A 23768-nucleotide genomic window follows, 5' to 3' on the forward strand; every position below is an offset into this window, starting at 1 on the left:
GCCCCGGCGGCCCGCTCGTCGCTCAGGCTGCCGCCGTGCCGCCCGGCCGCACCGTGCGGCGCACCCGGCGGAGCCTGCGGCGGACCTTGCGGACGAAGCCGCGCACGAAGGTCTCGGTGGGGTTCTTGCGCCATCCGGGGTAGGCCTTGGCCTCACGGGGTTCGGCCAGGTAGACCCGGTCGGGGAGGCCGGCCGTCGAGGAGCCGTAGTGGGGGTAGGCCAGGTACAGCTGGGTGTTGCGCTTCTTCAGGACGGGAGCCGGCTTGCTCTTCGCCTGGATGAACTGCAGGACGTCCACGAGAAGGTCGGGGCGCTGCCGGGCCACCAGCTCCAGGCGCAGTCGCTCGTGGACCATGAGGCGTTGGGCGACGCCCTCGTTCCAGTAGGCGTCCATCAGGGGCTTGGCCAGCTCCATCTTGGTGCGCCGTATCTCCTCGTCGTTCCTGAGGAAGACGGGCCCGAACTGCGGCAGCACCGTGACGAGGAACGGGCGGACCATGAGCACGTCACGCTTGGGGCCGGGCGGGACCAGCCGCTCCAGCAGCCCCATGAGGGCGCGCGCGGAGTCGAAGCGCAGGGTGTAGCTCCCGCTCTTCGTCACATGCTTGCCGTCCGTGCGGCCCACGAGGTAGTAGCAGGTGTAGTCGGCGACCACGGAGACCCCGTCGGCCCGCAGGTACGCCTCCATCGTGAACAGCGCGTCCTCGCCGGTCCACAGGGACTCGTCGAAACGCATGCCGTGGCGCTCCAGGAACTCCCGGCGGAACAGCTTCTGCGCGCTGAGCGTGAACTTGATGTTGGAGGAGTAGACGTCGGTCCGTTCGAGCGTCTCGCCCCACATCGACCTGGGTGGCTTGCGGTTGATGCCCTCGACCCGGCCGAGCACCACGTCCGTGCCGTTGCGGTCGGCCATGGCGACCATGCGCTCCAGGGCCTCGGCGCCGAGCCGGTCGTCGGCGTCGAGGAAGAAGACGTAGCGCCCGGTGGCCTTGGACAGACCGACGTTGCGCGGGCCGCTGGGGCCTCCCGAGTTGTCCTGGCGGATCACCGTGACGGCCATGGGGGCGCGGGCGGCGAACTCCTCGAGGTACTCCCCGGTGCCGTCCCGGGAACCGTCGTCGACGGCTATGACCTCGAGCCGCGCCGGATCCAAGGACTGCGACTCGACCGATGCCAGGCACTCCACCAGGTACGGCATCGCTTCGTACGCCCCGATGACCACCGTGACGTCAGGCTGCGCACCGGTCACTGTTCCCTCTCATCACGCAACGGTTCCCCGACCCCGAAATGCTTCGGACACCGGATAGACGGCTGATGAACAGCACGGGTTGCCTGGGTTGCAACACGTGTTCCACATCACAGGATGCACGAAGGCCGGGCCCCCGGAGAGTTCTCTCCGGGGCCCGGCCTTCGGGGCAGCGGGGTGTCAGGCGGTCGTGACGTCCTTGGTCAGTTCCGGCTCGCCGTCCGCCTCGCTGTCCGGCATGTCGAAGGCCGCGACAGCGAGGGACGTCTGGCCGACGTTGCGCGCCTCGGCCTTCAGCGCGAGGTCGGTGACCGCGGTGTCGAACCGCTCTCGGGAGGAGGGCTCGTCCGGCCCGAGCAGGTACTCCTTGAGTTCCCTGCGGTCCTTGGCCAGCGGATCGCCGGCCGGGTCGCGGACGGCGTCCAGCAGCTGGTCCAGCTCGGCTGCGTCGTTGCCGAGGATCACGGCCGCGCGCACCGCGGTGTTCTGCCGCCTGAACTCCTCCGCGCCCAGCTCCGCGGAGTCCGTCACCGCGTACGGCTTGCCGCTCGCGATGAAGTCGGAGACCACGCTGGAGATGTCGGAGACCATCGCCTCGGAGACGTTGAAGCAGTCGTACAGACGCGGTGCCGTCCCGGTGATCACCCGGTGCTCGTACGAGGGGAAGGAGCGCCAGTAGGTCTCGTTCCACTCGGCGCGCAGCCGGGCCGCCTCCTGGTGCTTGCGGACGTCGACGATGCCGTCGCGGCTGGTCACGGCCTCGTCGGCGCGCTCGTCGAAGGCGAGCGAGAGACCGTCCAGGCGGGCCTTGAGCCGGGTCAGCTCGGCCTTGGCCCGGGCCTGCGCCGCCGGGTCCGCGGTGAAGCGCGGGTCGCTCGCGCGCTGTGCGGCGGCCTTCTTGATCAGGGCGGTGATCCGCCGGTGCGCGGCGCCCGCCTTGGCGCTGCGGGTGCCGGTGAAGGGGTGCGGCTTGTACAGGACGCGGACCGGGGGCTCGGCCGCGAGCAGCTTCTTCACGATGTTCTCGCCGGCCAGCAGGAGCGAGGTGTTGCCCGGGTTGTCGTCCCAGCCCTCCCAGGTGGGCGCGTACAGCACCGTCGGAACACGGTCCGCCGGCACGCCGTCACCCGGCCGGATCGACGCCAGCTGCGGGCGGCCGACCTCGACGACGTCCTCGTCGCGGATGCCGACGTCGGCGATGGCGTAGCGGTCGCGGCCCGCCCGCCCCGCGACCCACACCTCGTCGTAGACCTTGCTGAACGGGTTGATGCTGGCGGCCTTGTCGCTGTCGCCGTGGCCGATGAAGACGTGCTTCATGGTCGGCACGCGCAGCAGGTGGATGTTCTTGCCGACGTTCGCGCAGTACAACGCGACCCGCACCATGGACAGGTCCAGGTTCATCAGGTGCACCCCCCCGGGCACGCAGATGACCGGGACCGACGTGGGCGCCATCTTCTCCAGGATGACGCGCTCACGCAGGATGACCAGGGGCCGGGCCTCCATCTGCTCCATGGTCTCCAGCCACATGTTGACCTGGTAGGCGGAGTCGTCGGAGCCCGAGAAGTACAGGACCGTCTCCGGCCGGTACTCGCGCAGCCAGGAGCTGACCGTGGCCAGCACCTTGGGAGCCTTCGGCGGGAGCCGCCTGGCCCGCAGGTACGGCACCAGCACGAGGACGTACAGCGCCCCCAGGCCCAGGGTGGCGACGATGCCCACGAATCCCGGGCGCACCGAGTCGGTCATCGCGCAGACGAGCAGACCCACGACGGCCGCGAGGTCGAGGTGGAGCATCTTCACGGTGGCGCGGTTCAGCAGCCCGCGCGGCGGCGCGTCCGGAATGCGCAGCCGGGAGGCCAGGTCGACGTTCCGGGTCGCGACCGGCATCTGGCGGCGCTTGCCGATCAGGGTGACCAGCGCGCCGTGCGGAGCCTGGAGACCGAAGAACACCGTGAAGCACGCGATCGCCGCGTAGAAGACCGGCTCCTGCGAAAGGTCGAGTCTCGCCAGCAGCAGGATCAGCAGCAGCTCGCGGACGAGGAACCGGGTGGACACTCCGGCCCGCACCTTGGACAGCAGGCCGATGAGGCGGCTGCGCTTGCGGTGGAGGTAGAGGTCCGCCAGGTACGTCACGGCGGCCGCGACGGCGAAGGCGGGAGCGCTCGGGACGAGCGCGGTCGCCATGAGGCCGGGGTAGCCCAGCATCATGAGGACCGCTGCGGCCAGTTCGGCCGCGCTGCCCACCCGGGCTACGCGAATAGCGGTGGATATCACGGAGAAACCTGCTCTGGGAGGGGGCCGGTCATAGGTACCTAAAAGTCCGGAAAATCCTTTTTGAAGGTTTCGGGAGTTTTACGGATTCAGGCCCCTGTGAATTCTCCGTAAACAGGGAGCCACAGAGGCCTGAAAATTCGATGGCTATTTGGGCTCGATTATGCCACGCCGTCCTGTCGGTCGAGTACGCCGGCCAGCGCCTGCTCGAAGCCGGAGGCCTTGCCCGCGGCCGCCGTCGGGTCCTGCTGGCGGACGTCGATGACATGGCCGGTCAGCTCGGAAAGCAGCACGTCGAGGGAGGTGCGGGCGACCGCCTCGGAGGACAGCAGGCTGTCCGCGGGCTCCTGCCCGAAGGCCTTGGTGCGCATGGGCGTCGCCGTGCGCTCGGGGTTGACGCAGTTCACCCGGATGCCGTCGCCGGCCCACTCGTCGGACAGGGCCTGGGTGAGATTCACCATGGCCGCCTTGGTCGAGGAGTAGAGGCTGTACTCGGCGCGGCCGCGGGTGTAGCTGCTGGAGGTGTACAGCAGCAATTGCCCCTTCGTCTCCGCCAGGTACTTGTAAGCCGAACGTGCGATCTGCACCGGAGCCAGGTAGTTGACTTTCAGCGCTTCCTCGATGGTCGCGTTGTCGGTCTCGGCCAGCTTGCCGATGCGCAGCACGCCCGCGGTGTTGACGACGTAGTCGATGCGGCCGGTCTCGCTGTAGGCCTTGGACAGGGCGTCGTCGACCTCCTCCGGGTTCTCCACGTGCGTGCCGGTGGTGGAGCGGCCCAGGGCGTAGACCTTGGCGCCGTAGGACTCGGCGAGTTCGGCGATGTCCTTGCCGATGCCGTACGAGCCGCCGAAGACGACCACGGTCTTGCCGGTCAGCAGTTCGCGGTAGACCTCCTCGCCGTTCTGCTCGGGCGTGGCGGAGGAGGCCAGCTGGAAGAGCTTGTCGGCGATGAAGACGTCGACGGGCTGGGTCACCTTCATGTTGTACTCGTCGCCCGCCACGACGTGGATCGGCACGTCGGGCAGGTAGCGCAGCACGACCGTGCAGTCGTCGGTGGCCTGGAAATTGGGGTCGCCCGCCGCCACCTCGTAGGCCCGCCGGATGGTGGACAGCTTGAACGCCTGCGGGGTCTGCCCGCGGCGCAGCCGGGAGCGGTCCGGGATCTCGGTGATGAACTCGCCGTCCTCGCCGTGCGTGCGCGTGACGATGATGGTGTCGGCGGACGGAATGGCCACGTCGACGGCCTGGTAGCGCTCCAGGGCCGTGACACAGTCGTCGATGACGCGCTGCGAGAGCAGCGGGCGCACGGCGTCGTGGAAGAGGACGTTGAGGTCCTCGCCGTCGGCCAGCCCCTCGCCCAGGGCGGCGATGGCGCGCTCGGTGGTCTCGTTCCGCGTGGAACCGCCCTCGATGATCGCGCGGACCTTCTTGAATCCGGCCTTGGCCACGATCATCTCGATGTCCGGGACATAGCCGGGCGCCATCAGCACGATGATGTCGTCGACCGAGGCCGCCTTCTCGAAGGTGGTCAGCGTGTGCTCGATGACTGCCTTGCCGGCGATCTTCAGCAGCTGCTTGGGGATCGACAGACCCACGCGCTGGCCGGTGCCACCGGCCAGGATCACTGCGGTGGTACGGGGCTTGGCTATGTGCTGGGACACAGGGGACCTACCTCGGGGCGACAGGGACGGGGAAATGGTCCCACTTGCGGTTACCGCGATGCAAGGTGAGCGCCGCTCGCTGCAAATGTGCACGCAACCTGGCATTCACCTTGCGGCGCTGACGATTGTTCGAGACGTCGGCGCTGCTTCCCCCGGATGCCCCTGGTAAATCCTGTGAGTTACTCCACAGGAGTAAGGCATTGCCGAGGGCGGCTGAAGTGACTCTAACGGTCCCGGAGGGGTGCCGACGCCGCCGCGGCCGATCGGGGCAGCGGTGACCGGGGGCCCGCAGCAACCCACACGACGAGGTCCGGCGCCCTGCCGTGGCGGCGACGCACCGACGCCCCGGCAGGGCGCCGCCTGCCTCCCGCCGCGGCCTCGTACAAGGCCTGAGCGGCCACCTCGGGGGGTGATCCCGGCCTCCTCGGCATCCCGCCCGGCGGGCTCGCGCGCGGCGCTCGGCAGGCCCGGATCGCCGGTCACGCACACCCCGTCGGGCCGCTGCGGTCGGGCATGCCGACGCCTGTCGGGACGGCCGCTCGGACCGCCCGTCGGAGTGTCGAGATCTTCACGTCCCGGATGACAGGACTGCACCCGTTCTTCATATGCATGACGGTCATGTTGCGAACCGGCTCCGAATAGGGCTCGGTGAGGAGGCCATTACCGCGGAATTCCATGTTTGGGTTCCCCGGAATTTCCGTCCAGGCGGGGGCTGGAGAACGATTCGCCGCGCCGGTAACGGGCTGCGGGAGATTTACGGTTGCGCCGGTAATGCCACTCCGGGCGCCGGCAGGCTGTCCTCCGCCGCGAACAGGGCGCCCTGGGGTGCCGCCGTCCCGGTCCCGTGCCGGCCGGTGGACAGCGGACGGCCGGCTGCGGAGCGGACGGAGGCGGGCGGGCAGCGCGCGGGTGTCGGGGGCAGCGGACGCCGGCGGACGGCGCGTGGACGCCGGCGGCGGGCAGCGCTCGGGCATCTGCGGACAGCACGCGGCCGCCGGCGCGCAGCGGGGTGATCCCCGTCCGGCCGGGACGCCGATGCTCGTGCGGTCCGTCTCCATGGTCAGGGAACGGTAGGAGAGGTTCCTGAGGAGACGCTGAGAGGAACCTGGGGCGAGGATGAGCGCCGACGAGGCAGGCACCCGGGATCGGGGGCCTGCCTCGTCTTCGTTCGTGCGGGCGGGAAGGAGGGGATCAGAAGGGCTCGAAGCCCTCGAACTCCTGGGCCGCCTCGTCGCGTTCGGCCTGCTTGTCCCGGCGGCGCTGGGTCGCGGGACGCGGGGCCTCGAAGCGGTGGTCCTCGCCACGGCGGCCGAGCATCTCGGCGCCGGCCGTCACCGACGGCTCCCAGTCGAAGACGACCGCGTTGTCCTCGGGGCCGATGGCGACGCCGTCGCCGCCCCGGGCGCCCGCCTTCATCAGCGCGTCCTCCACACCGAGGCGGTTGAGCCGGTCGGCGAGGTAGCCGACGGCCTCGTCGTTGTTGAAGTCGGTCTGCCGCACCCAGCGCTCGGGCTTCTCGCCCCGGACGCGGAACAGGCCGTCCTCCTCCAGGGTGACGGTGAAGCCGGCGTCGTCCACGGCCTTGGGACGGATGACGATCCGGGTCGCCTCCTCCTTGGGCTTGGCCGCGCGCGCGGCGGCCACCATCTCGGCGATGGCGAAGGACAGCTCCTTGAGGCCCATGTGGGCGACCGCGGACACCTCGAAGACGCGGTAGCCGCGCGCCTCCAGGTCCGGGCGGACCATCTCGGCGAGGTCCTTGCCGTCCGGCACGTCGATCTTGTTGAGCACGACCAGCCGCGGGCGGTTGCCGAGGCCGCCGTACTGCTTGAGCTCCTCCTCGATGATGTCGAGGTCGGAGAGCGGGTCGCGCTCGGACTCCAGGGTGGCCGTGTCCAGCACGTGCACGAGGACGCTGCAGCGCTCGACGTGGCGCAGGAACTCGAGGCCCAGGCCCTTGCCCTGGCTGGCGCCCGGGATCAGGCCCGGCACGTCGGCGATCGTGTAGACCGTGGAGCCGGCCGTCACCACGCCCAGGTTCGGGACCAGGGTCGTGAACGGGTAGTCCGCGATCTTCGGCTTGGCGGCGGACAGGACGGAGATCAGCGACGACTTGCCCGCGCTCGGGTAGCCGACGAGAGCCACGTCCGCGACCGTCTTCAGCTCCAGGACGATGTCCTGGAGGTCGCCGGGCTCGCCGAGCAGCGCGAAGCCCGGCGCCTTGCGGCGGGCCGAGGCCAGCGCCGCGTTGCCGAGACCTCCGCGGCCGCCCTGGGCGGCGACGTACGAGGTGCCGTGGCCGACCAGGTCCGCCAGCACGTTGCCGGCCTTGTCCTGGATCACCGTGCCGTCCGGCACCGGCAGGATCAGGTCCTGGCCGTCCTTGCCGGAGCGGTTGCCGCCCTCGCCGGGCTTGCCGTTGGTGGCGCTGCGGTGGGGCTTGTGGTGGTAGTCGAGGAGCGTGGTGACCGACTGGTCGACGACCAGGATCACATCGCCGCCACGGCCGCCGTTGCCCCCGTCGGGGCCGCCGAGCGGCTTGAACTTCTCACGGTGGACGGAGGCACAGCCGTGGCCTCCGTTACCCGCGGCGACATGCAGTTCGACGCGGTCCACGAAGGTGGTCATGTGGGTGCCTCCAGCACTACGAAAACGTCAGGGTCGAGCTGTTGCTGTGAACTACTGCTCTGTTGCTCTGTTGCTCTGTTGCTCTGTCTACTGCTGTAACACGCGAAAGGCGGACCCGCCTTCCCACCAGGGAAGTGAGGTCCGCCTCGCGAAACGTTCGGTCTGAGCCGTGAATCAGATGATGGAGCTGATTCAGGCGACCGGAACGATGTTCACGACCTTGCGGCCACGGTGGGTGCCGAACTGCACCGAACCGGCCTGCAGGGCGAACAGCGTGTCGTCGCCGCCACGGCCGACGCCCGCGCCGGGGTGGAAGTGCGTACCGCGCTGGCGGACCAGGATCTCACCCGCGTTGACGACCTGACCGCCGAAGCGCTTCACGCCGAGCCGCTGGGCATTGGAGTCGCGACCGTTCCGGGTGGACGATGCGCCCTTCTTGTGTGCCATGTCTCCTCAGTCCCTTACTTCGCAGCCGCGGGGATCTCAGTGACCTTGATCGCCGTGTACTGCTGGCGGTGGCCCTGACGACGGCGGTAACCGGTCTTGTTCTTGTAGCGAAGGATGTCGATCTTGACGCCCTTGTGGTGGTCCACGACCTCGGCCTGGACCTTGATGCCGGCCAGCACCCACGGGTCGCTGGTCACAGCGTCGCCGTCGACAACGAGCAGGGTCGAGAGCTCGACCGTGTCGCCAACCTTGGCAGTGGAAATCTTGTCAACCTCAACGATGTCGCCGACAGCAACCTTGTGCTGGCGACCACCGCTGCGCACGATGGCGTACACGCGGATCTCACTCTCTCGCTCTGGGACGGCATCCCCGCAGTCCAGCCACCCGGGAACGAACACGGACGGCCTCTCCCGGCCACCTAGGTACCGGTACCCGGGAGGAAGAGGGTTTACGGAGATGTGGCACGTCAACCGACACGCCGAAGGACAAGGCTACGGGGCCCGGCTTGAGGGGTCAAACCGGGCCCCGGTCGGCACTGATCAGGTCAGTCCGCCTCCGCCTGTCGCCCCAGGGCTTCAGGGGCGAAGGCGGCGATGTCGTCCAACGCGTCTTCGGCCCGGCCTCCGAGCACGGGATCCGGCAGCAGATCCCGTAGCCGGGCGACCAGACGGGAGCCGATGACTCCGTGCAGCCGGGCGACGTGCCCCGCACAGGTCACTGCCAGTGCCGTTACCTGCGGGTCGACCGCAGGGCCTGCCGGGTCGAGGCACTCCATGAGGAGCGCTTCGACCGCTTCCCGGTCCGGATCGTCATACGTGAGGGCGAGCAGCGCCCGGGTGGCCCGGCCGACGTCGGGCCCCCTGACCTCGGCCGTGAGGGCCTCCCGCCACGCGGAGGAACCCGCCCCGGCCGAACCGTTCGCTGCCGGCCCTCCCATGTCGTCGTGCCTACTCAGTTTTGACGTCTCCGTTCTTGAGTCCCCGGCGTAGCGCACTCTTGGCCTTGGCCATGCCCGGAGCCGTGTTGATGTCCGTCCGCACATGTCCGTGGTAGATCTCGTTGGTGCCGCCCTTGACCGTGCAGCCGCACGGGACTTCGCCGGTGCGGTCGAGGATCACGCTATCGCCGGTCGTCCGGTCGATGCCGACCCGACGGGGCGAGGTCTCCTTGATCTGCACGGAGTTGTCGAGCGCGTCCTGACCGTTGGCGGGCTCGGCGCTGTTCTCGCCGCGAGAGCTGCCGCGGGCCTCGCTGCCGTGCTTGCCTCCTGCCTCGTAGATTCGCTCGCCACAGTTGTGCACCAGCAGCGGAGAGGCGCCCGCGAGGACGTAGTAGGTGTGGACGTCCTCAACGGTGAGGTCGTGCGTCCGCTGGCGCCGGTCGAAGGAACGGACGGCCGTGACCTCGACCGAGTCGCCGTCCGCGGTGTGGAGCCGCATCCCCGGCCTGAGGTCGCCGGCCTCGACCCACTTGCCCTCGGACTCCGACCAGAAGGGGTGGGTCGTGGTGGAGACCAGGGCCTCGGCCTTGCCCGACTTACCCTTGACCGTCAGGTCGACGAAGTGCTTGTCGTCCTCGGTGACGATCGTGCCGACGACCTCGCGGACCGTCGTCCTGCCCGTCTCCGGGTCGGTGACGATGATCTTGTCACCGAGTTCGACCTTCTCGATCGGCTTGGTCTTGCCGCCCTGGAGCAGCACCTTCGTGCCGGGCAGGAAGCTGTGTTTCCCCTCGATCGGGCAGGAGCCGCCGATGTCGTCGTCGGCCGCCTTCTTCTTGCGGGCTGCCGCGGCCTTCTTTCTGACCTCGGCCAGTTTCTCCGCGGCCTTGGACAGGCCCAGCTTCGCCCGGCCCACTGCCTTGTTGGCGTTCCACAGGCCCTTGACTCCGCCGATCAGGTCTCCGACCAGGCCGGTGACCCGCTTGGCGAGTTTGATGCCCTTGGCCCACTTCCAGGGGGCACCGTACTTGGCGAGGATCTTGCCTGCCAGGCCGCCCGCGAAGCTGCCGGCGATGTTGAGCAGGGTCTCGCCGCAGGAGCCGACGTCACCCGTGGAGACGCAGTCCAGGGCAGCGTCCACACCGAGAATGTCCCGGGCGATCTTGATCAGGGCCTTGCCCGCGGACTTGATGCGCTGCCTGGCGGACGCCTGCTGCTGCTGCGCCGCCGCCACGTCACCGGAAGCCTTGCTGACGTCGGACTGCGCCTTCGAGACCTCCGGGTCGGTGTTGGTGACCGGCATTCCGCCACGGCACTCGATCAGGCCCTCACGGCACTCCGGGATGATCATGCCGCTGGGGTCGGCGTGCGTGACCGGGGAGTTGTCGGCGTAGGCGTAGCCGTTGATCTGCTGCGGCTGGGTGTAGTCGATGATCGGGTCCACCGAGATGAACTTGCCGATCGCCGCGTCGTACTCCCGCGCCCCCAGGTGGGTCAGGCCGGTCGAGGCGTCGATCGTGCCGCCGACGTAGCCCTTCTCGCCGGGCCAGGTGCCCGTTTTCGTGCCGCGCTCGACGCCGTAGGGGTCGTAACGCCGCTGGGAGACGGCGCCGGTCACCGAGTCGATCGCCAGCTCGCCCGTGCCGTGATGGTCCGCGGCGACCAAGGACACCTTCGCGGCGGTACGGACCGCGACGGTCTGGCCGGCGTAGTCGTAGTAGCGGGTGGCTTCCTTCTTGGTTCCGTCGGCCGACAGCTTCAGCTCGGTGCCCGGCAGATAGACAGTGGTGCCGGAGGGATCCTTGCGCTGCACCCGGTTTCCGTACGCGTCGTACAGGAAGCCCGTCTCGGCACCACCACCCTCGGTGACCTTGGTCAGCGCGCCGGTGTCGTCCCAGGCCAGGACCTGGGCGTTGCCGCCGATGGTGCGCTTGGTCGTGTTGCCCGCGTCGTCGTACTCGTACGACGACTGCCTCTGCCCGGTCGGGGTCTGCTCGGTGACCTTGGTGACCTGGTGCGGTCCGTCGCCGAGGGCTCCGGCCCCGCCGTACTCGTAGCTGCGGGTGATGTTGTTCGCCGCGTTCAGCGCGGTGTCGTGGTTGATCTCGGAGACGCGGTTGCCGATGGCGTCGGTCTCGTACGACTTCCAGTACGGGGCCGGACCGCCGAGCGAGGTGGAACCGGCGCCCGAGTCGCATGCCGTCGGCCCGGTGCCGTCCACCGGCGTGGTGGAACCGCGGCTTCCCGAGCCGGCCGCGGTCGTGGCGGTCGCCGACGGGGTCCAGGCGTCCTGCAGACGCTGCCGGCTGTCGTAGGCGAAGCACTGCACGTCCGGCGAGGCGGGGTTCGCCGTGTCCGCGATGGACAGGACGTTGCCCGCCTGGTCGTAGGAGTAGTACGAGTCCTTGGCCGGGGCGGTGGTGCCGTAGACGTCGACGAGCGACCGGGTCAGCCGGTCGGTGCCCTTCTCGTAGCCGAAGGTCTGCCAGACCTTCTTGCCGTTGCCCGTGGACAGCTCCAGCTGCTGAACCTGACTGGTCCTGGAGTACACGGTGTTGGTGACGTACGAGGTGCTGCCCGTCATGGTCATCGGCCGCTGCAACGCGTCGTACGTATAGGTCACCGCCTCCGCCGGCAGATCGCCGACGGCGGGCAGGCCCGAGCTCTGGAGCGTTCCGTCCCGGTTGTACGAGGAGGTGTAGACGTAGGTGCCGGCGAGAGATCCCTGAGAGGCGGGGACCTGGTAGGCGGTCTTCAACGGACGGTAGAACTCGTCCATCGACTGCACGGCCGAGGCGAAGTACTCCGTCGGCGAGATGTAGCTGAGCGTGCCGTAGGCCTGACCCAGCCAGCCCGCCTTGTCGTACTTGGTCTCCGTCAGCTTGGTGCCCGTGTCAGGGTCCCCCAGCCAGGTGGTCGTGACGCGACCGAGCTTGTCGTAGGACGTGGAGGTCTTCTTGTTCCGGCCGTCGTACGCCACGACGGGCCGGTCCAGTTCGTCGTACTCCGTGCGCGAGGTACCCGCGTCCGGGTCGATCGACTTGGTCTTGCGGCCCAGCTGGTCGTACTCGTAACGCCACACGTTGCTCTTGGCGTCGGTGACCGTCTCCAGCAGGCCCGCCGTGTTGTACGTGTACTTCGTCGAGTCGTACGGCACGCCGACGCCCGGTGAGGCGCCGCGGTAGTGGCGGATCTCGGAGAGGTTGCCCTGACCGTCGGTGATCGTCGTGGTGGGCACGCCGCCGACCGGCGGGTCGACGTGGGTCAGCTCACCGTCGTACGTGGTCGTGGTGCGCCACTGCTCGGCGCCGCTGACGGCGGAGATCTGGGCGGTGGTGCGGCCCAGTCCGTCGTACTCCAGCAGGCTCTGCGCGCCGACCTGGCCGTTGCTCACGAGCAGCAGCTCGTCGGAGGCCGCGCCCTCCGCGTTGTAGGTGGAGTTGGTCTTCTTGACGTTGCCCGTTCCGTCGTACCAGGTGTCGGCGACCATGCGGGTGCCGTCCGGCCCCTCGGTCTGGATCTGACGGGAACGCAGCATGCTGTCGTACAGCTGGTACTCGGCGCCGTACGAGCCGTCGTTCTCGATCTTCTCCGTCTTGATCGCGGTGACCTTGTCCTTGCGGACGTTGTACGAGTACTTGATGCTCGGCGTCTGGGTCGAGGCCCGGTCCGCCAGCCACACCGAGGTCAGCCGGCCCAGCCCGTCGTAGGCGAGGTCCGTCCGCTTGCCGTTGGGGTCGGTCTGCCCTGCCGACATGCCCCAGGCGGGGGCGTAGTCGGTGATCGTGTTGTGGCCGAGGGCGTTGGTGACGGTCGTCCTGGTCAGCAGGCCGTTCGTCTCGACGTAGACGGTCTTCGTCTGGTCCGACGTCCCGTACTGCTTGGCGTCCTTCTGGGTCAGCGGACGGCCGTAGGCGTCATAGGTCGTCGCGCCGGTGACCTGGTACGTCGCCGTCGTGCCGTCGTGCGACGTCAGCCGCTCGGTCTTGGTGGCGTCGCCCTTCGTGGGCGCCGCGCCGAACGCGCCGCCGTCGTACGAGGTGCGCTCGTCGCCCAGGACCTGCGTCTTGCGGTCTGGCGTCGTGGCGCACTTGACCGACACGACCTCGCTGCGGGCCGGCAGCGACAGGATGTTCTTCGCCGTGTTGTCCGCGTACGTGGTGCGGGTGCAGGTGTCGTCCTTGGTGGTGGAGACGTCTCCCTGGTCGTCGACGGTCAGGACCCGGCCAGTGCCGTTCGCCGTGTCGAACGTCTGGGTGGACTTCGTCTCGCTCCAGGTGCCGTCGGACTTCAGGCTGAAGCCGCGACCGGTCTGGGTGCGCACAATCACCGAGTCGGTCGTTCCCCAACTGCGCTTCTGTGTGGCGGTGGTGTACTTCCAGGGGGTGTTGATGGTCTTCCCGACCAGCTTGGCGCCGTCGTAGGTGGCCACCTCCAGCTCCTGGCCGGTGAACTCCTCCTCGTCGGTGTACGACGCTCCCGTGGAGTCCTTGACCGTCACCGAGCGGGCGTTGCCGTCGGCGTCCTTGTCGCCGTCCATGCCCTGCATGAACGTGTATTCGACGCGGGTCTTCTGCACGTCGGCGGTGCCGCTGGTGACCTTGACCTTGCCGTAGCCCTGCCAGCCGCCCCAGGTGAGGTACTTGTCGTCGGTGATGCCGTCCGGCTTCGCCTTACGCCACGCGGCGCCCTGGTAGTCGTAGCGGGTGACCATGCCGTCGCTGCCGCCGGTGCGGTCGGTCTCAATGACCGCCGACACCACGTACTTGTGGAACCAGTCCGTGATGGGGTCGACGTAGCCCGGCGGGGCCCACTTCACCGGGTAGCAGCGCTTGACCGACTCGCCCGGCCTGGGCAGCGTGGCCTTCGTGCAGTCGGCGGGCGCGTAGGTGACGTCGAGCTGAGAGCCGGTCTCGCTGAGGACCATCGACAGACGGAAGCGGTAGAACGGGGCGATGTTGTCGCCGATCGCGTCCACGCGGTTGGCGAGCTGCTCGCCGAAGAGGTCCACGGACGGCAGCTCCACCGCCGTGCCGACGCGGCCCTCGTGCTCGATCTTCGACAGCCACAGCGTCTTGGAGTCGTCGCCGTTGTCGGTGAACAGGTGCGTCAGGCTCCAGGCGTCCACGTCCTGGTAGGTCGTGGCGTCCTTGCGCATCTGCGTGACGATCGACGTCAGCCGCTTGGTCGTCCAGAACGTCTGGACGGGGGACGTGCACTTCGTGCTCGCCTTGCACTCCTGGTCGACCGGGACGTCCGGCCAGTGGGAGGCGTTCGTCTTGGTGCGCTTGCTCTCCGCGCAGTCGAAGTCGGAGGTCACCAGGCAGCGCTCGGCGGTGTTGAAGACGACCCGGGCCGGCACCTTGGCCGCGTAGACGCTGCCGTCCCGCTGGCCGTAGTCGATGCGCTTCAGGTAGCCGCCGCGGTGGTAGGCGGTGCCGTTGACGTCCGTCTTGCCGTTCAGCGCGTAGTAGTTCGTCTCACGGTCGTAGAAGTAGGACATCACGTTGCCGTGCGTGTCCCTGACGTGGTCCAGGCTCCAGCGCCACGCCTGCTGGCAGTACGCGCTCGTGAAAGTGGCGTTGTAGCAGGGCTCACCGGAGTCGTCGCCGAAGATTGGGGCGGTCCAGACCGAGTTGGTCTCCTCGTTGCCCGTCGCCCAGCCCGGCAGACGGTTCAGGCCGAAGAAGTACTCCGTGCCGTCGGAGGTCGTGACCTTCCAGTGCTCGCCCTTGTCGTCGGTGCTGCCGTCGTCGCCGTTGACGGCGCCCGTCAGCCGCTCGACCTTGGAGCCGTCGTCGGACGACAGGTGCCACTTGCCGGTGGTGTCGTCCTTGACCAGCTCGCCGGCCGACCCGTTGAGCATGATCGTGGCGTTCTCGAACGCCCAGCACTGCTCGCCGGAGCCGGCATGGCCGTCCTCGGAACAGGGCTTGTAGCGCCGCTCGATGTAACCCGGGTCGTAGGAAAAGCCCTCGCCGATCCACGAACCCTGGTTGTTCGTCGCCGACGTGCGGCCGTCCGCCGACTGCGAAGAGTAGCCGAGACCCACGGTCGGGGTGAGGCCGCCCGGGGTCGGGACGGATCGGAAGGGGTAGTTCCAGTTGAAGGCGCCGGAGGAGGTGGCGACGCTCCAACTGGACGACGGGGAAAGGGCCGTGGCCTTGTAGGTGCCCTGTGCGCTCGACGGACCCGCCGCCACCGCCACCAGGGAGGTCGCGGTACCGGCCATCGTCGAGACACCCTCGGCGGGAGCCGGGGCCGCCGTCACGTCTGCCGAGACCGTGCCCGACTTCACGTCGTTCACCGTCGGCAGCACCTTCGGCTGCTCCGGACACGCCTTGCTGCCCGGTGTGGCGACGGTGGCACACGCCGGGAGCTGCACCAGCCGAAGACGGGAAGCGTACGAGCCGCCGAAACCCTCGGCGAACTCCGAGTAGTCGACCGTCAGGCGGACCCTGGCGGCCGCGTCCTCACCGTCGGCGCGTTCCACTCCGAGGAGAACGCCGGCGCCGAGCTGCCCCGCGCGCTTCGGGTCGAGGACGTCGACTCGCACCTTCTTCGCGGCCCCGGGCGCGGCGGACGACGCGGCGCCCTTCGCCGATGTGGACGCCTTGGACGCCTTCAGCGCCTTGCCGACCTTGACCGGCAGGCCGCCCGCCTCGGTCGCGCCGGCCGCGCCGACACTCACCTCGGCGCCGCCCTGCTGGGGCCACACCGCCTTGTCGAGCCCCTTGACCGCCGCCTTGCGCGCCGGATCGGAGGGACGGGACTTCGCTTTCGCGTCGGACCCCTTGGCGGGATCACCGTCGTCCTGGACGCCGGGGCGGCTGGTGCGGCCCCGGTCGCCGTCGTCGAGCGCCAATGCCTGAACCGACGAAGCCGACAGCGCGAGCGTAAGCCCGAGCACCGTCGCGACAACCGTCGATCTGGGCATGCGGCGGCTCAGTGAGCGGCCACGGAAAAACATGAGGGGACTTTCTGATCGAGGGAGAACGTGTTGAAGGGAAGGAGAAAGAAAGGTGACAGGACAGGTGTGCCGGGCCCCCTCAAAGGACCCGGCACACCTCAGAACTGACGATCTGTCCGATCGGTCAGAGGTCGGAAACGGCCGTCAGCGCGGCCATCTGCTGCACCGCTATCTGGTCGGCGGCGCCGCTGTAGACGCGGACCTCGTCGATCGCGCCGGCGAAGTACTCGCTCGCCCCGCGCAGCGAACGGCCGACCTGGAGGCCACCGGTGGCGGACCACAGGGTGTCGTTCGCGCCGTAGGCGCCGGCGACCAGCTGGCCCTCCACATACAGGCGGATCGTGTTGGCGAAGGCGTCGTAGACGACCGCCAGGTGCTGGCCGGAACCGCCGGTGTCGGGCAGTTCCTGGTCGTCGGTGAAGGTGACGACCGCGGGGGCGGCCACGTCCGACTTGGCGACGGCCAGTTCCCACTGCCCGGTGGTCGCCTGGTAGCGGACCTGGACGCGGTTGGCGCTGGCGCCCGGCAGGGACAGCACCGTCTGCGACTTCTCCGGGTCCAGCGAGGTGAGCTGGGCGCGGGCGGTCACGGTGAAGCTGGAGTTGCCGGTGACCGGGGCGGCCGCGGTGGACGCGTAGTCACCGTCGCCGTCGAGGACCAGGTTGCCGTCGCCGACCAGGGCGGCCGTGTCGAACAGCGGGTCGGCGGGGCGGTAGATGGAGGCGTTGCCCGCCAGAGTGAGGGCCTGGCCGCCGCCGGTCTCGGCCGAGGCGCCGCTGCTGGCGTCGTCGAGCTGCCAGTAGCCCTTGCGCGCCGGCTTGACGGTCATCAGCTCGGCGACCTCGGCCGCCAGCACGACGCGGTCGAAGACGCGGACCTCGGCGAGGTCACCGGTGAAGTTGTCGCGGTAGCCGCTCTTGGCCGTGGCGCGGCCGATCTGCAGCGGACCGTACGACTTCCAGGTGGAGCGCCGCGCGGCGGACGCCTTCAGGTCCTTGTTGATGTAGAGCTGGAGCTGCGGCCCACCGGTCTTCTGCGCGTCGTACACGCCGGTCAGCAGCACCCACTGGTCCTTGACCACCGAGACTCCGGTGGAGACGGCCTTCCACTCGCCGAGCGAGTCCACGTCGTTGACCGGGACGGAGAACTTCCAGGTCTGCGCGGACGCGTCGTAGCCGAGGGTGAAGCCGGGCTCGCCGGTGCCGTCCTGGCTGATCACCGTCATGTTCTTGTCCAGCGCGGTGGGCCGGACCCAGGCGCTGACGCTGAAGCTCTTGGCGGAGTCGAGCACGGTCTCGTTGGCGTCGAGGTAGGACTCGGCGGTGCCGTCGAAGCGGGCGGCCTTGTCGGCCTTGCCGCCGGGGCCGTCCACGCCGAAGGTGACGGCGCTGCCCGCGGTCGCCGAGTACTCCCCGCTCTCGTCGTGGGCCTCGCCGCCGACCTCGTCGGCGAGGTTCCACTGGCCGACGACCGGCCGGCCCTCGGCGACCAGGAAGTCGTAGGAGTTGCTGGAGGCGTGCGTCGCCTTGTCGATGGCGATCACCTCGAGCACGTGCCGTCCGGCCCTGGTCGGCACCCACTGCGTGGAGACGGAGCCGCCTCCGGTGGTCGGCGTGAGGGTGGTCAGCGCGGCGCCGTCGAAGGAGTACTGGTACTTGACGACGTCGCCGTCCGGGATGGAGTCGTTGGGGTTGGGCGAGAAGGTGAAGGTGCCGTAGGTGCCCACGCCGTCGTGGTAGACGGTGTCGGACGGGTACTGCTTGGACAGCACGTTCGGCTTGCCCGGCCACGTCTTGTCGTAGATGAACTCGCAGCGCTGGGCGGTGTCCCCGTCCGAGCTCCACGGGCCGTTGCCGTCACCGTCGTTGGCGCGTGCGCTCCAGTAGATGACGGTGTTCTGCGGGATGGTCGACCGGACGGTGTGCTCGAACTTGGTGTTGGCGGTCGGGGAGAGCGCGTCCTTGGTGATGTACGTGTACGAACCGGGGCTGCTCCCGCCCCACTCGATCTTGAACTCGACCTTCACCTTGTCGGTCTGGCCGTTGCCGTGGTCGGGGTCGCTCGCGATGGCGCGCAGCTTCGGCGGAGTGTCGACGTAGGGACGGTTCGCGCCCCACCTGCACACGCCGCCGGGGTCGGTGGACATGTCGGACGTCTTGATCTGACGCGGCAGGTTGTTGTACGAGACGGACAGGTAGGCGTTGCCGCAGATCCGCTTCCACTCGGCGAAGCGGGACTCGTCGGCCGCGCGCAGGCCCAGCGTCATGGAGTTCCAGCCGCCCGTGGCGGCCGCCTGGACCTCGCTGGTCAGCTCGGGGTTGGTCTTCGTGGTGCTCTCGAAGTGCAGGTTGGCCTGGCTGGAGCAGGACGTCGGGGAGATCGCCTTGTCGACGGTAGCGACGTGGTCGTCCCAGTCGTCCGAGGTGTTCGACCAGTTGCTGGACGAGGAGAGCGAGTAGTTCTGGCCGCCGATCCGGTAGAGCCGGATGGGCTCCGCGGTCGGGGAGGCGCTGTAGATGTGCTCGACCCGGGCGGAGAAGGTCGCGCCCAGAATCTGCTTCCCCTTGTAGAAGGACAGCGGCATCGTGAACATCACGCGGCGCGTGCCGACGCCGTTGCAGGAGACCGGGTTGTAGTCGGTCGGGCACTTGCCCACGCCCGCGCTGCCGGAGTACTTCCAGTCCTGCTCGCTGGGCATCCCGGACATGACGCCGGTCCAGGAGGTCCGCGAGGTGGTGCGCTGGATCGGGTCGATGACGACCGGGAAGACGGTGTTCGCGCCCTTCAGAAGCTTCTGGTCGGGGACGAGACGCAGCTTGCCCTTGCCGACCTCGACGCCCAGCGGAGCGACGCGACCGCCGCCGCCCGGGCCCTCGAGCGCTGCCTCCGGGGCGGCCTGCGGGCCGGGGGTGGCCGTGGCGACCGTCGGGGCGGCGGTCGTGCCGGCCGCGGCGGCGGTGTCGTCGGCGCCGGCCACGGCGGCCGACGCCGCCTTCAGCGCCTTCGCGACCGCCTTCGGGCCCTGCTTCCTGGCGGTGGCCTCCTGGACGGCGGCCGAGTCCCACATCGAGGGCTTGCCCGCCTGGAAGACGGTGCCGCCGACGACGGAGTCCTCCGCGACGATCGCTCCGGTGGCGTCCTCGGTGACCTTCAGGCCGTCGGTCGCCATGCCCAGGTCGAGCTGGGTGAGCCTCGGATCGGCCGCGGCCTCCGGCGTCTTGACGACGAGCAGGTGACCGAAGCCGTCGGCCTCGGCCCGCACCGTTAGGTCCACGCCGGGCAGGGCGTCGGCGTACGTGGCCGTGTCCCCTTCGACCGTCGGCGCGGGCAGCTTGCCGTACGGCCAGGTCAGGGCGAACTCACGGCCCGCCCGCAGCATCGTCACGAACGGCTTGCCCGCCTGGCCGGCGGAGAAGCTGAGGTCGACGGTGGCGGCCTTCGGGCCCCAGCTGCCGTCGGCGTGCTTCACCAACGTGGCGTCGACCTTGACCCACTTGCCGCCCTGCACCGTGCGCACCGGCTCGGTGTACTCACGGGCGGTGAACGTGCCGTCGGGCTCCGCGAAGATCTCCCGGCGCTCCGTCCGCAGCCCCACGACCTCGGTCTTCCTACCGCTGTCCTTGGCGACGGCCATGGCCTGCTGCTCGGTCACCATCGGCTGGTCGGCGGCGACCGGTGCCGGTCCGGCCGGGCCGCCGCCCGGCAGGACCGCCAGGGTCCCGGCCGTCACCGCGCCGGCGACGGCGGCCGCGACGGCGGCGCGCACCAGCACGCCACGCCGTATCGGTCTCTGTGTGTCTGCGGACACGCGTCCACTCTCCCGTTGGGTCAGGTCAGTTGCGTCAGGTTGTCTGCGGGAAGTCGGTCTTCTGTGGTGAGCCGTCATCGGATCACCGTCCCGAACGCGGTGCCGCCGGCGGGGATACCGCCCTCACCGGGCTTCCAGGTCTGGGTCGGCGCGCCGCCCGTGGTGACGTTCCACGGGAAGCCGTGGACCGCGCGGCCCTCGGCCGGCCCGTAGGGCACACCTACGTACAGCAGCGACGGGCCGGCTCCGAGGCCGGTGCCCGCGTACGTCCGGGCCGACGGACCGGAGGGGATCCCGTTGCCGGGCTCGATCCACGCGTCCGAGGCGCCCGGCGTCCCGATCATCGGGAAGATCTGGACACCGCCGGCCTCCGGGGCGTCCTCGGTGGACTCCTCACCGGGAACGCCCACCGCGAGGCGCATGGTGGCCGCCGTACTCACCACGTTGGTGGTGGTGTTGACCGCGGCGAGCCGCTGGCCGAAGAAGTCGCCAGCCTCGGCGGTCCCCTCGACGTCCCCCGCGGCGTTTTCCTGGTTCTGGTCGATCCAGTTGAGGAGGACGACCGTGCCGTCGACCTTCAGGTGGTATACGTGCACCGCGCCGGCATCGACGGTGGTGTTCAGATCCTCTCCTGGCACGCCCACCGCGAGGAGCGCGTCCGTGACGGTGGCCGCGCCCGTCGGACGGTACGGGGCCATCGCGAGGGCGGCGCCGTAACGGTCATCGGTCTGGGCGGCCAGGTCCGGGTTCGGCCCGACGGTGCGGGCCTGCCCCATGCCGTAAAGGGGGTTGGGAATGCCGTCAGTGTTGATCGACGGCTGGATCACCTGAAGGCCGCCTGCGAAGGCAACCGTTCCGATGCTCTCGCCGGGAGCCCCGACCGCGAAGTATCGGTCCGTGGCGGCGATCGAGGCACCGAACCGGTCGTATGGCTCCGCCGTCTCCCACATCCCGGCGCTGTCCTGGGTCACGGACACCGCGTTGTGGTCGACGCCGTAGACGAAGCCAACCATGCCCATGTCAACGCCAGCGGTCCCGTCCTCTCCTGGAATGCCGATCGCCAGGTAGGGAAAGCCAGTTGTCGAGGTGCCGGACCCCAGCGCGTAGCCGAACCAGTCGTCGGTCTCAGGTGTGTCGCCCAGCGGATAGGCGGCACCCTGCGCGAAGCCACTGCTTCGGAACTCCGAGCCGACAGCAGTCGTTGAGCCGTAGATCACCTGGACGTAGCCGGCGTCCTTCACGGTGCCGACATCCTCGTACGGGATACCGACCGCGAGGTCGCTACAGCCGTCCTTGTTGACGTCGTACACCGCCAGCGAGAATCCGAACTGATCGCCGTCCTCAGCGGCGTCGGCCACGTTGGCGGTTTCCTGCGAGATCTCGACGACACCCTTGCCGCCGCCGAGCACGATGTGGACCAGGCCCGCCCGGGCGTGGCCCGACACGGTGGCGTCGGGATCGGCGATGGCCGTGTCCCGGACACCGTCGCCGTTGAAGTCGGACGAGGTGCCGGCCGTGCAGGCGAGGGCGGCCGCGGCCGGGGGCGCGCCGGTGCCCAGGCCCAGGAGCAGCAGCGCCGCCGCCAGCGATCCGGCGGCGATACGCCGGGCGCCTGAGCCGGCCGGTGCCGGTGTCGGGTGTCTTCGGCCGGACGGCCGACGGCGGACCGTCTGGTCTCCCGTCCGGTGTCCACGTGCGGACATGGGTGTTCCTCCCCGTGAGGCTGGGTGTGCTTCTGGTGTCTGCGCGGTGCGTCACCGCCGTGTCCGGACGCCCGGACGCGGCGGTGACGAACCGAAGGAAGTGGAGAGCCGCCAGGGCGGAAGGACCGCGGCGATCAGCCGATGACCGCGCCGAAGGCCACGCCGGTCGCCGGCACGCCGCCCTCACCGGGCTTGATCGTCTGGGTCGCGGCCCCGCCGGACGCCACGTTCCACGGGAAGCCGTAGACCGCGCGGGTCTCCGCCGGGCCGTAGGGCACGCCGACGTACAGCAGCGAGGGGCTGGCGGCCAGGGAGATGCCGGTGAGCATGCGCGGCGCGGGGGTGGGCCCGACGCCGTATCCGGGGTCGAGCCACTGGTCGGAGGCGCCGGGCGCACCGACCAGCGGAACGATCTGGACGCCGCCCTTCTCCGCGTGCTCCTCGGCCGACTCCTCGCCGGGCACGCCGATCGCGAGCCGGGTGGTGGTGGCGGTGGAGACCGCGTTCGGGGAGGAGTTGACGGCGGCGAGCCGCTTGCCGAAGAAGTCGCCCGCCTCGGCCTCCTGGTCCACGTCCAGCGTGTTCTGGTCGATCCAGGCGGTCTGCGTGAAGGTGCCGTTGGCGGCCAGCTTGAAGACCTGGACGGCGCCGGCGTCGACGGTCGTCGACAGATCCTCGCCGGGGACGCCCACCGCGAGCAGCGACTCGGTGGTGGAGGTGGCGCCGGAGGCCCGGTACGGGACCATGGCGAGCGCGGCGCCGAACTGGTCGCCGACCTCTTCGGCCCCGGAGATCACGTCCTGGTCCTGGCCGAGTCCGCCGAGCGGCTTCGGGGAGTTGGAGGTGAGTGTGTGGTTGAAGAAGGCCACGCCGCCCGCGAAGGCCACGGTGCCGAGCGCCTCGCCGGGCGTGCCGACCGCGAAGTGGGTCGGGGTCGCGGCGAGCGTGGAGCCGAAGCGGTCGTCCTGCTCGGCGTTGCCGGGAACGGCGCCGGCGACGTCGGTGTCCTGGTGGACGAAGGCCATCGTCTGCGCGGTGCCGCTGATGTAGTGGAACCCGCCCGCGTCCTCGATGTCACCGATCGACTCACCGGGGACGCCGATGATCAGGTACGGCGTGCCGGCCGAGGTCTTGCCGGCGGCCAGCGCGTAGCCCACCCAGTCCTCGTCCTCCTGACCGCCGCCCAGGGGCTTGTCGGCGCCCTGGTAGAACTCCTTGACGGCCTTGGTGCCTGCGTTGAGTCCGCTCGTGGAGCCGTAGATCAAGTGCACGTTGCCGGCGTCGGGAACGGTGCCCATGTCCTCGTAGGGGTCGCCGACCACCAGGTCGCTGCACCCGTCGAGGTCGGCGTCGTACACCGCCAGCGAAGAGCCGTACTGGTCGCCGGCCTCGGGCGCCCCCGGGATGCTGTCGAGGGCCTGCGAGAGGGTGAGGACCCCCTTGCCCCCGCCGTAGACGATCTGCACCTCACCCGCCCTGGCCGCGCCGCTGACGGTGGCCTCGGGGTCGGCGATCGCCGTGTCCCTGATCCCGTCCCCGTTGAAGTCCGACTCGACGCCCGACGGACACGCGACGGCGGCCTCGGCCGGCGTCCCGCCGATCCCGAGCCCCCAGGTCAGCAATGCCCCTGCCAAAACGGTGACGGAACCGCGCCGCCACACTTTCCCCACCCTTGACACAAATGCCCCGTAGTTAAAGAGGAACTAAATAAGGTCAACGGATCATCCCTTTACATGAAGTGCACATGCAACACCTGTCATGTTCCCCTGAACATGACATGAATCACAGAAGAGGCACGTTAGCTTCACGGCTCCTGGCATATGCCAGCCGGTCGGACAATCCGGACCGCACGGTCTGGCCGGTCCAGCCGGCCCGGCCGGACCGGCCGGACACAAGAAGGGCCCGCCGGCGAACTGGCGGACCCTGGTGGGTGGATGGGGCGTGGGGCGTCGAGGCCAGGGGGTACCGGCCTCGGCTTCGGGCAGGAGTAACCCCGAGGTGTCGAGCTCGAAGTCGAAGGGCGCCGGGATGCGCACGGGCCGCCCGAAGGGAACGTTGGTCCGGGACCGATAGCCCTGGGGGGGCGGATCCCAGAGG

The 23768-nt window shown here is 69.5% G+C and carries 11 protein-coding genes; all 11 read right to left on the reverse strand.

The features are described from left to right. Positions 1-22: 22 nt before the first annotated feature. The 11 genes from ACZ7DE_RS07145 to ACZ7DE_RS07195 all read right to left on the reverse strand — a co-directional run bounded on the left by ACZ7DE_RS07145 (position 23) and on the right by ACZ7DE_RS07195 (position 23305). Positions 23-1249: a glycosyltransferase family 2 protein gene (locus ACZ7DE_RS07145; RefSeq protein WP_470758709.1), complete on the reverse strand. Its 1227-nt coding sequence runs from the start codon at positions 1247-1249 to the stop codon at positions 23-25. Between the two features lie 177 nt (positions 1250-1426). Continuing rightward, entirely contained in the window at positions 1427-3517 is a 2091-nt protein-coding gene (locus ACZ7DE_RS07150) for a hypothetical protein (protein ID WP_470758710.1), read from the reverse strand. A 158-nt stretch (positions 3518-3675) separates the two neighbouring features. Beyond that, positions 3676-5175 (reverse strand): SDR family NAD(P)-dependent oxidoreductase, encoded by a 1500-nt coding sequence (locus tag ACZ7DE_RS07155; RefSeq protein WP_470758711.1) that lies wholly within the window; start codon positions 5173-5175, stop codon positions 3676-3678. Between the two features lie 1191 nt (positions 5176-6366). Continuing rightward, on the reverse strand, positions 6367-7803 hold the full coding sequence (obgE, locus tag ACZ7DE_RS07160; RefSeq protein ID WP_470758712.1) for a GTPase ObgE: 1437 nt from the start codon (positions 7801-7803) through the stop codon (positions 6367-6369). A gap of 192 nt (positions 7804-7995) precedes the next feature. Further along, positions 7996-8250: a 50S ribosomal protein L27 gene (rpmA, locus tag ACZ7DE_RS07165; protein WP_010041940.1), complete on the reverse strand. Its 255-nt coding sequence runs from the start codon at positions 8248-8250 to the stop codon at positions 7996-7998. 14 nt (positions 8251-8264) lie between these two features. Further along, positions 8265-8585, reverse strand: coding sequence for a 50S ribosomal protein L21 (rplU, locus tag ACZ7DE_RS07170; protein WP_007381993.1), 321 nt, complete (start codon positions 8583-8585; stop codon positions 8265-8267). 209 nt (positions 8586-8794) lie between these two features. Next, the gene (locus tag ACZ7DE_RS07175; RefSeq protein WP_470758713.1) at positions 8795-9187 is read right to left on the reverse strand and encodes a hypothetical protein; all 393 of its coding nucleotides are present in this window, start codon (positions 9185-9187) and stop codon (positions 8795-8797) included. Between the two features lie 10 nt (positions 9188-9197). Next, on the reverse strand, positions 9198-16127 hold the full coding sequence (locus ACZ7DE_RS07180; protein WP_470758714.1) for a polymorphic toxin-type HINT domain-containing protein: 6930 nt from the start codon (positions 16125-16127) through the stop codon (positions 9198-9200). 157 nt (positions 16128-16284) lie between these two features. Further along, positions 16285-19968, reverse strand: a complete 3684-nt coding sequence (locus ACZ7DE_RS07185) for a LamG domain-containing protein (protein ID WP_470758715.1) — start codon at positions 19966-19968, stop codon at positions 16285-16287. 74 nt (positions 19969-20042) lie between these two features. Next, positions 20043-21671, reverse strand: coding sequence for an FG-GAP repeat protein (locus ACZ7DE_RS07190; RefSeq protein WP_470758716.1), 1629 nt, complete (start codon positions 21669-21671; stop codon positions 20043-20045). A gap of 134 nt (positions 21672-21805) precedes the next feature. Further along, a complete protein-coding gene (locus ACZ7DE_RS07195; RefSeq protein ID WP_242432503.1) occupies positions 21806-23305 on the reverse strand; it encodes a VCBS repeat-containing protein in 1500 nt (499 codons plus the stop codon). Positions 23306-23768: the final 463 nt, after the last annotated feature.

The organism is Streptomyces sp. NPDC037083, from assembly GCF_055606485.1.

What these genes read in the sequence shown, in the direction of transcription:
- obgE (WP_470758712.1), bottom strand. Translation starts at nt 7,803, where the DNA reads ATGACCACCTTCGTGGACCGCGTCGAACTGCATGTCGCCGCGGGTAAC.
- rpmA (WP_010041940.1), bottom strand. Translation starts at nt 8,250, where the DNA reads ATGGCACACAAGAAGGGCGCATCGTCCACCCGGAACGGTCGCGACTCC.
- ACZ7DE_RS07175 (WP_470758713.1), bottom strand. Translation starts at nt 9,187, where the DNA reads ATGGGAGGGCCGGCAGCGAACGGTTCGGCCGGGGCGGGTTCCTCCGCG.
- ACZ7DE_RS07180 (WP_470758714.1), bottom strand. Translation starts at nt 16,127, where the DNA reads ATGCCCAGATCGACGGTTGTCGCGACGGTGCTCGGGCTTACGCTCGCG.
- ACZ7DE_RS07190 (WP_470758716.1), bottom strand. Translation starts at nt 21,671, where the DNA reads ATGTCCGCACGTGGACACCGGACGGGAGACCAGACGGTCCGCCGTCGG.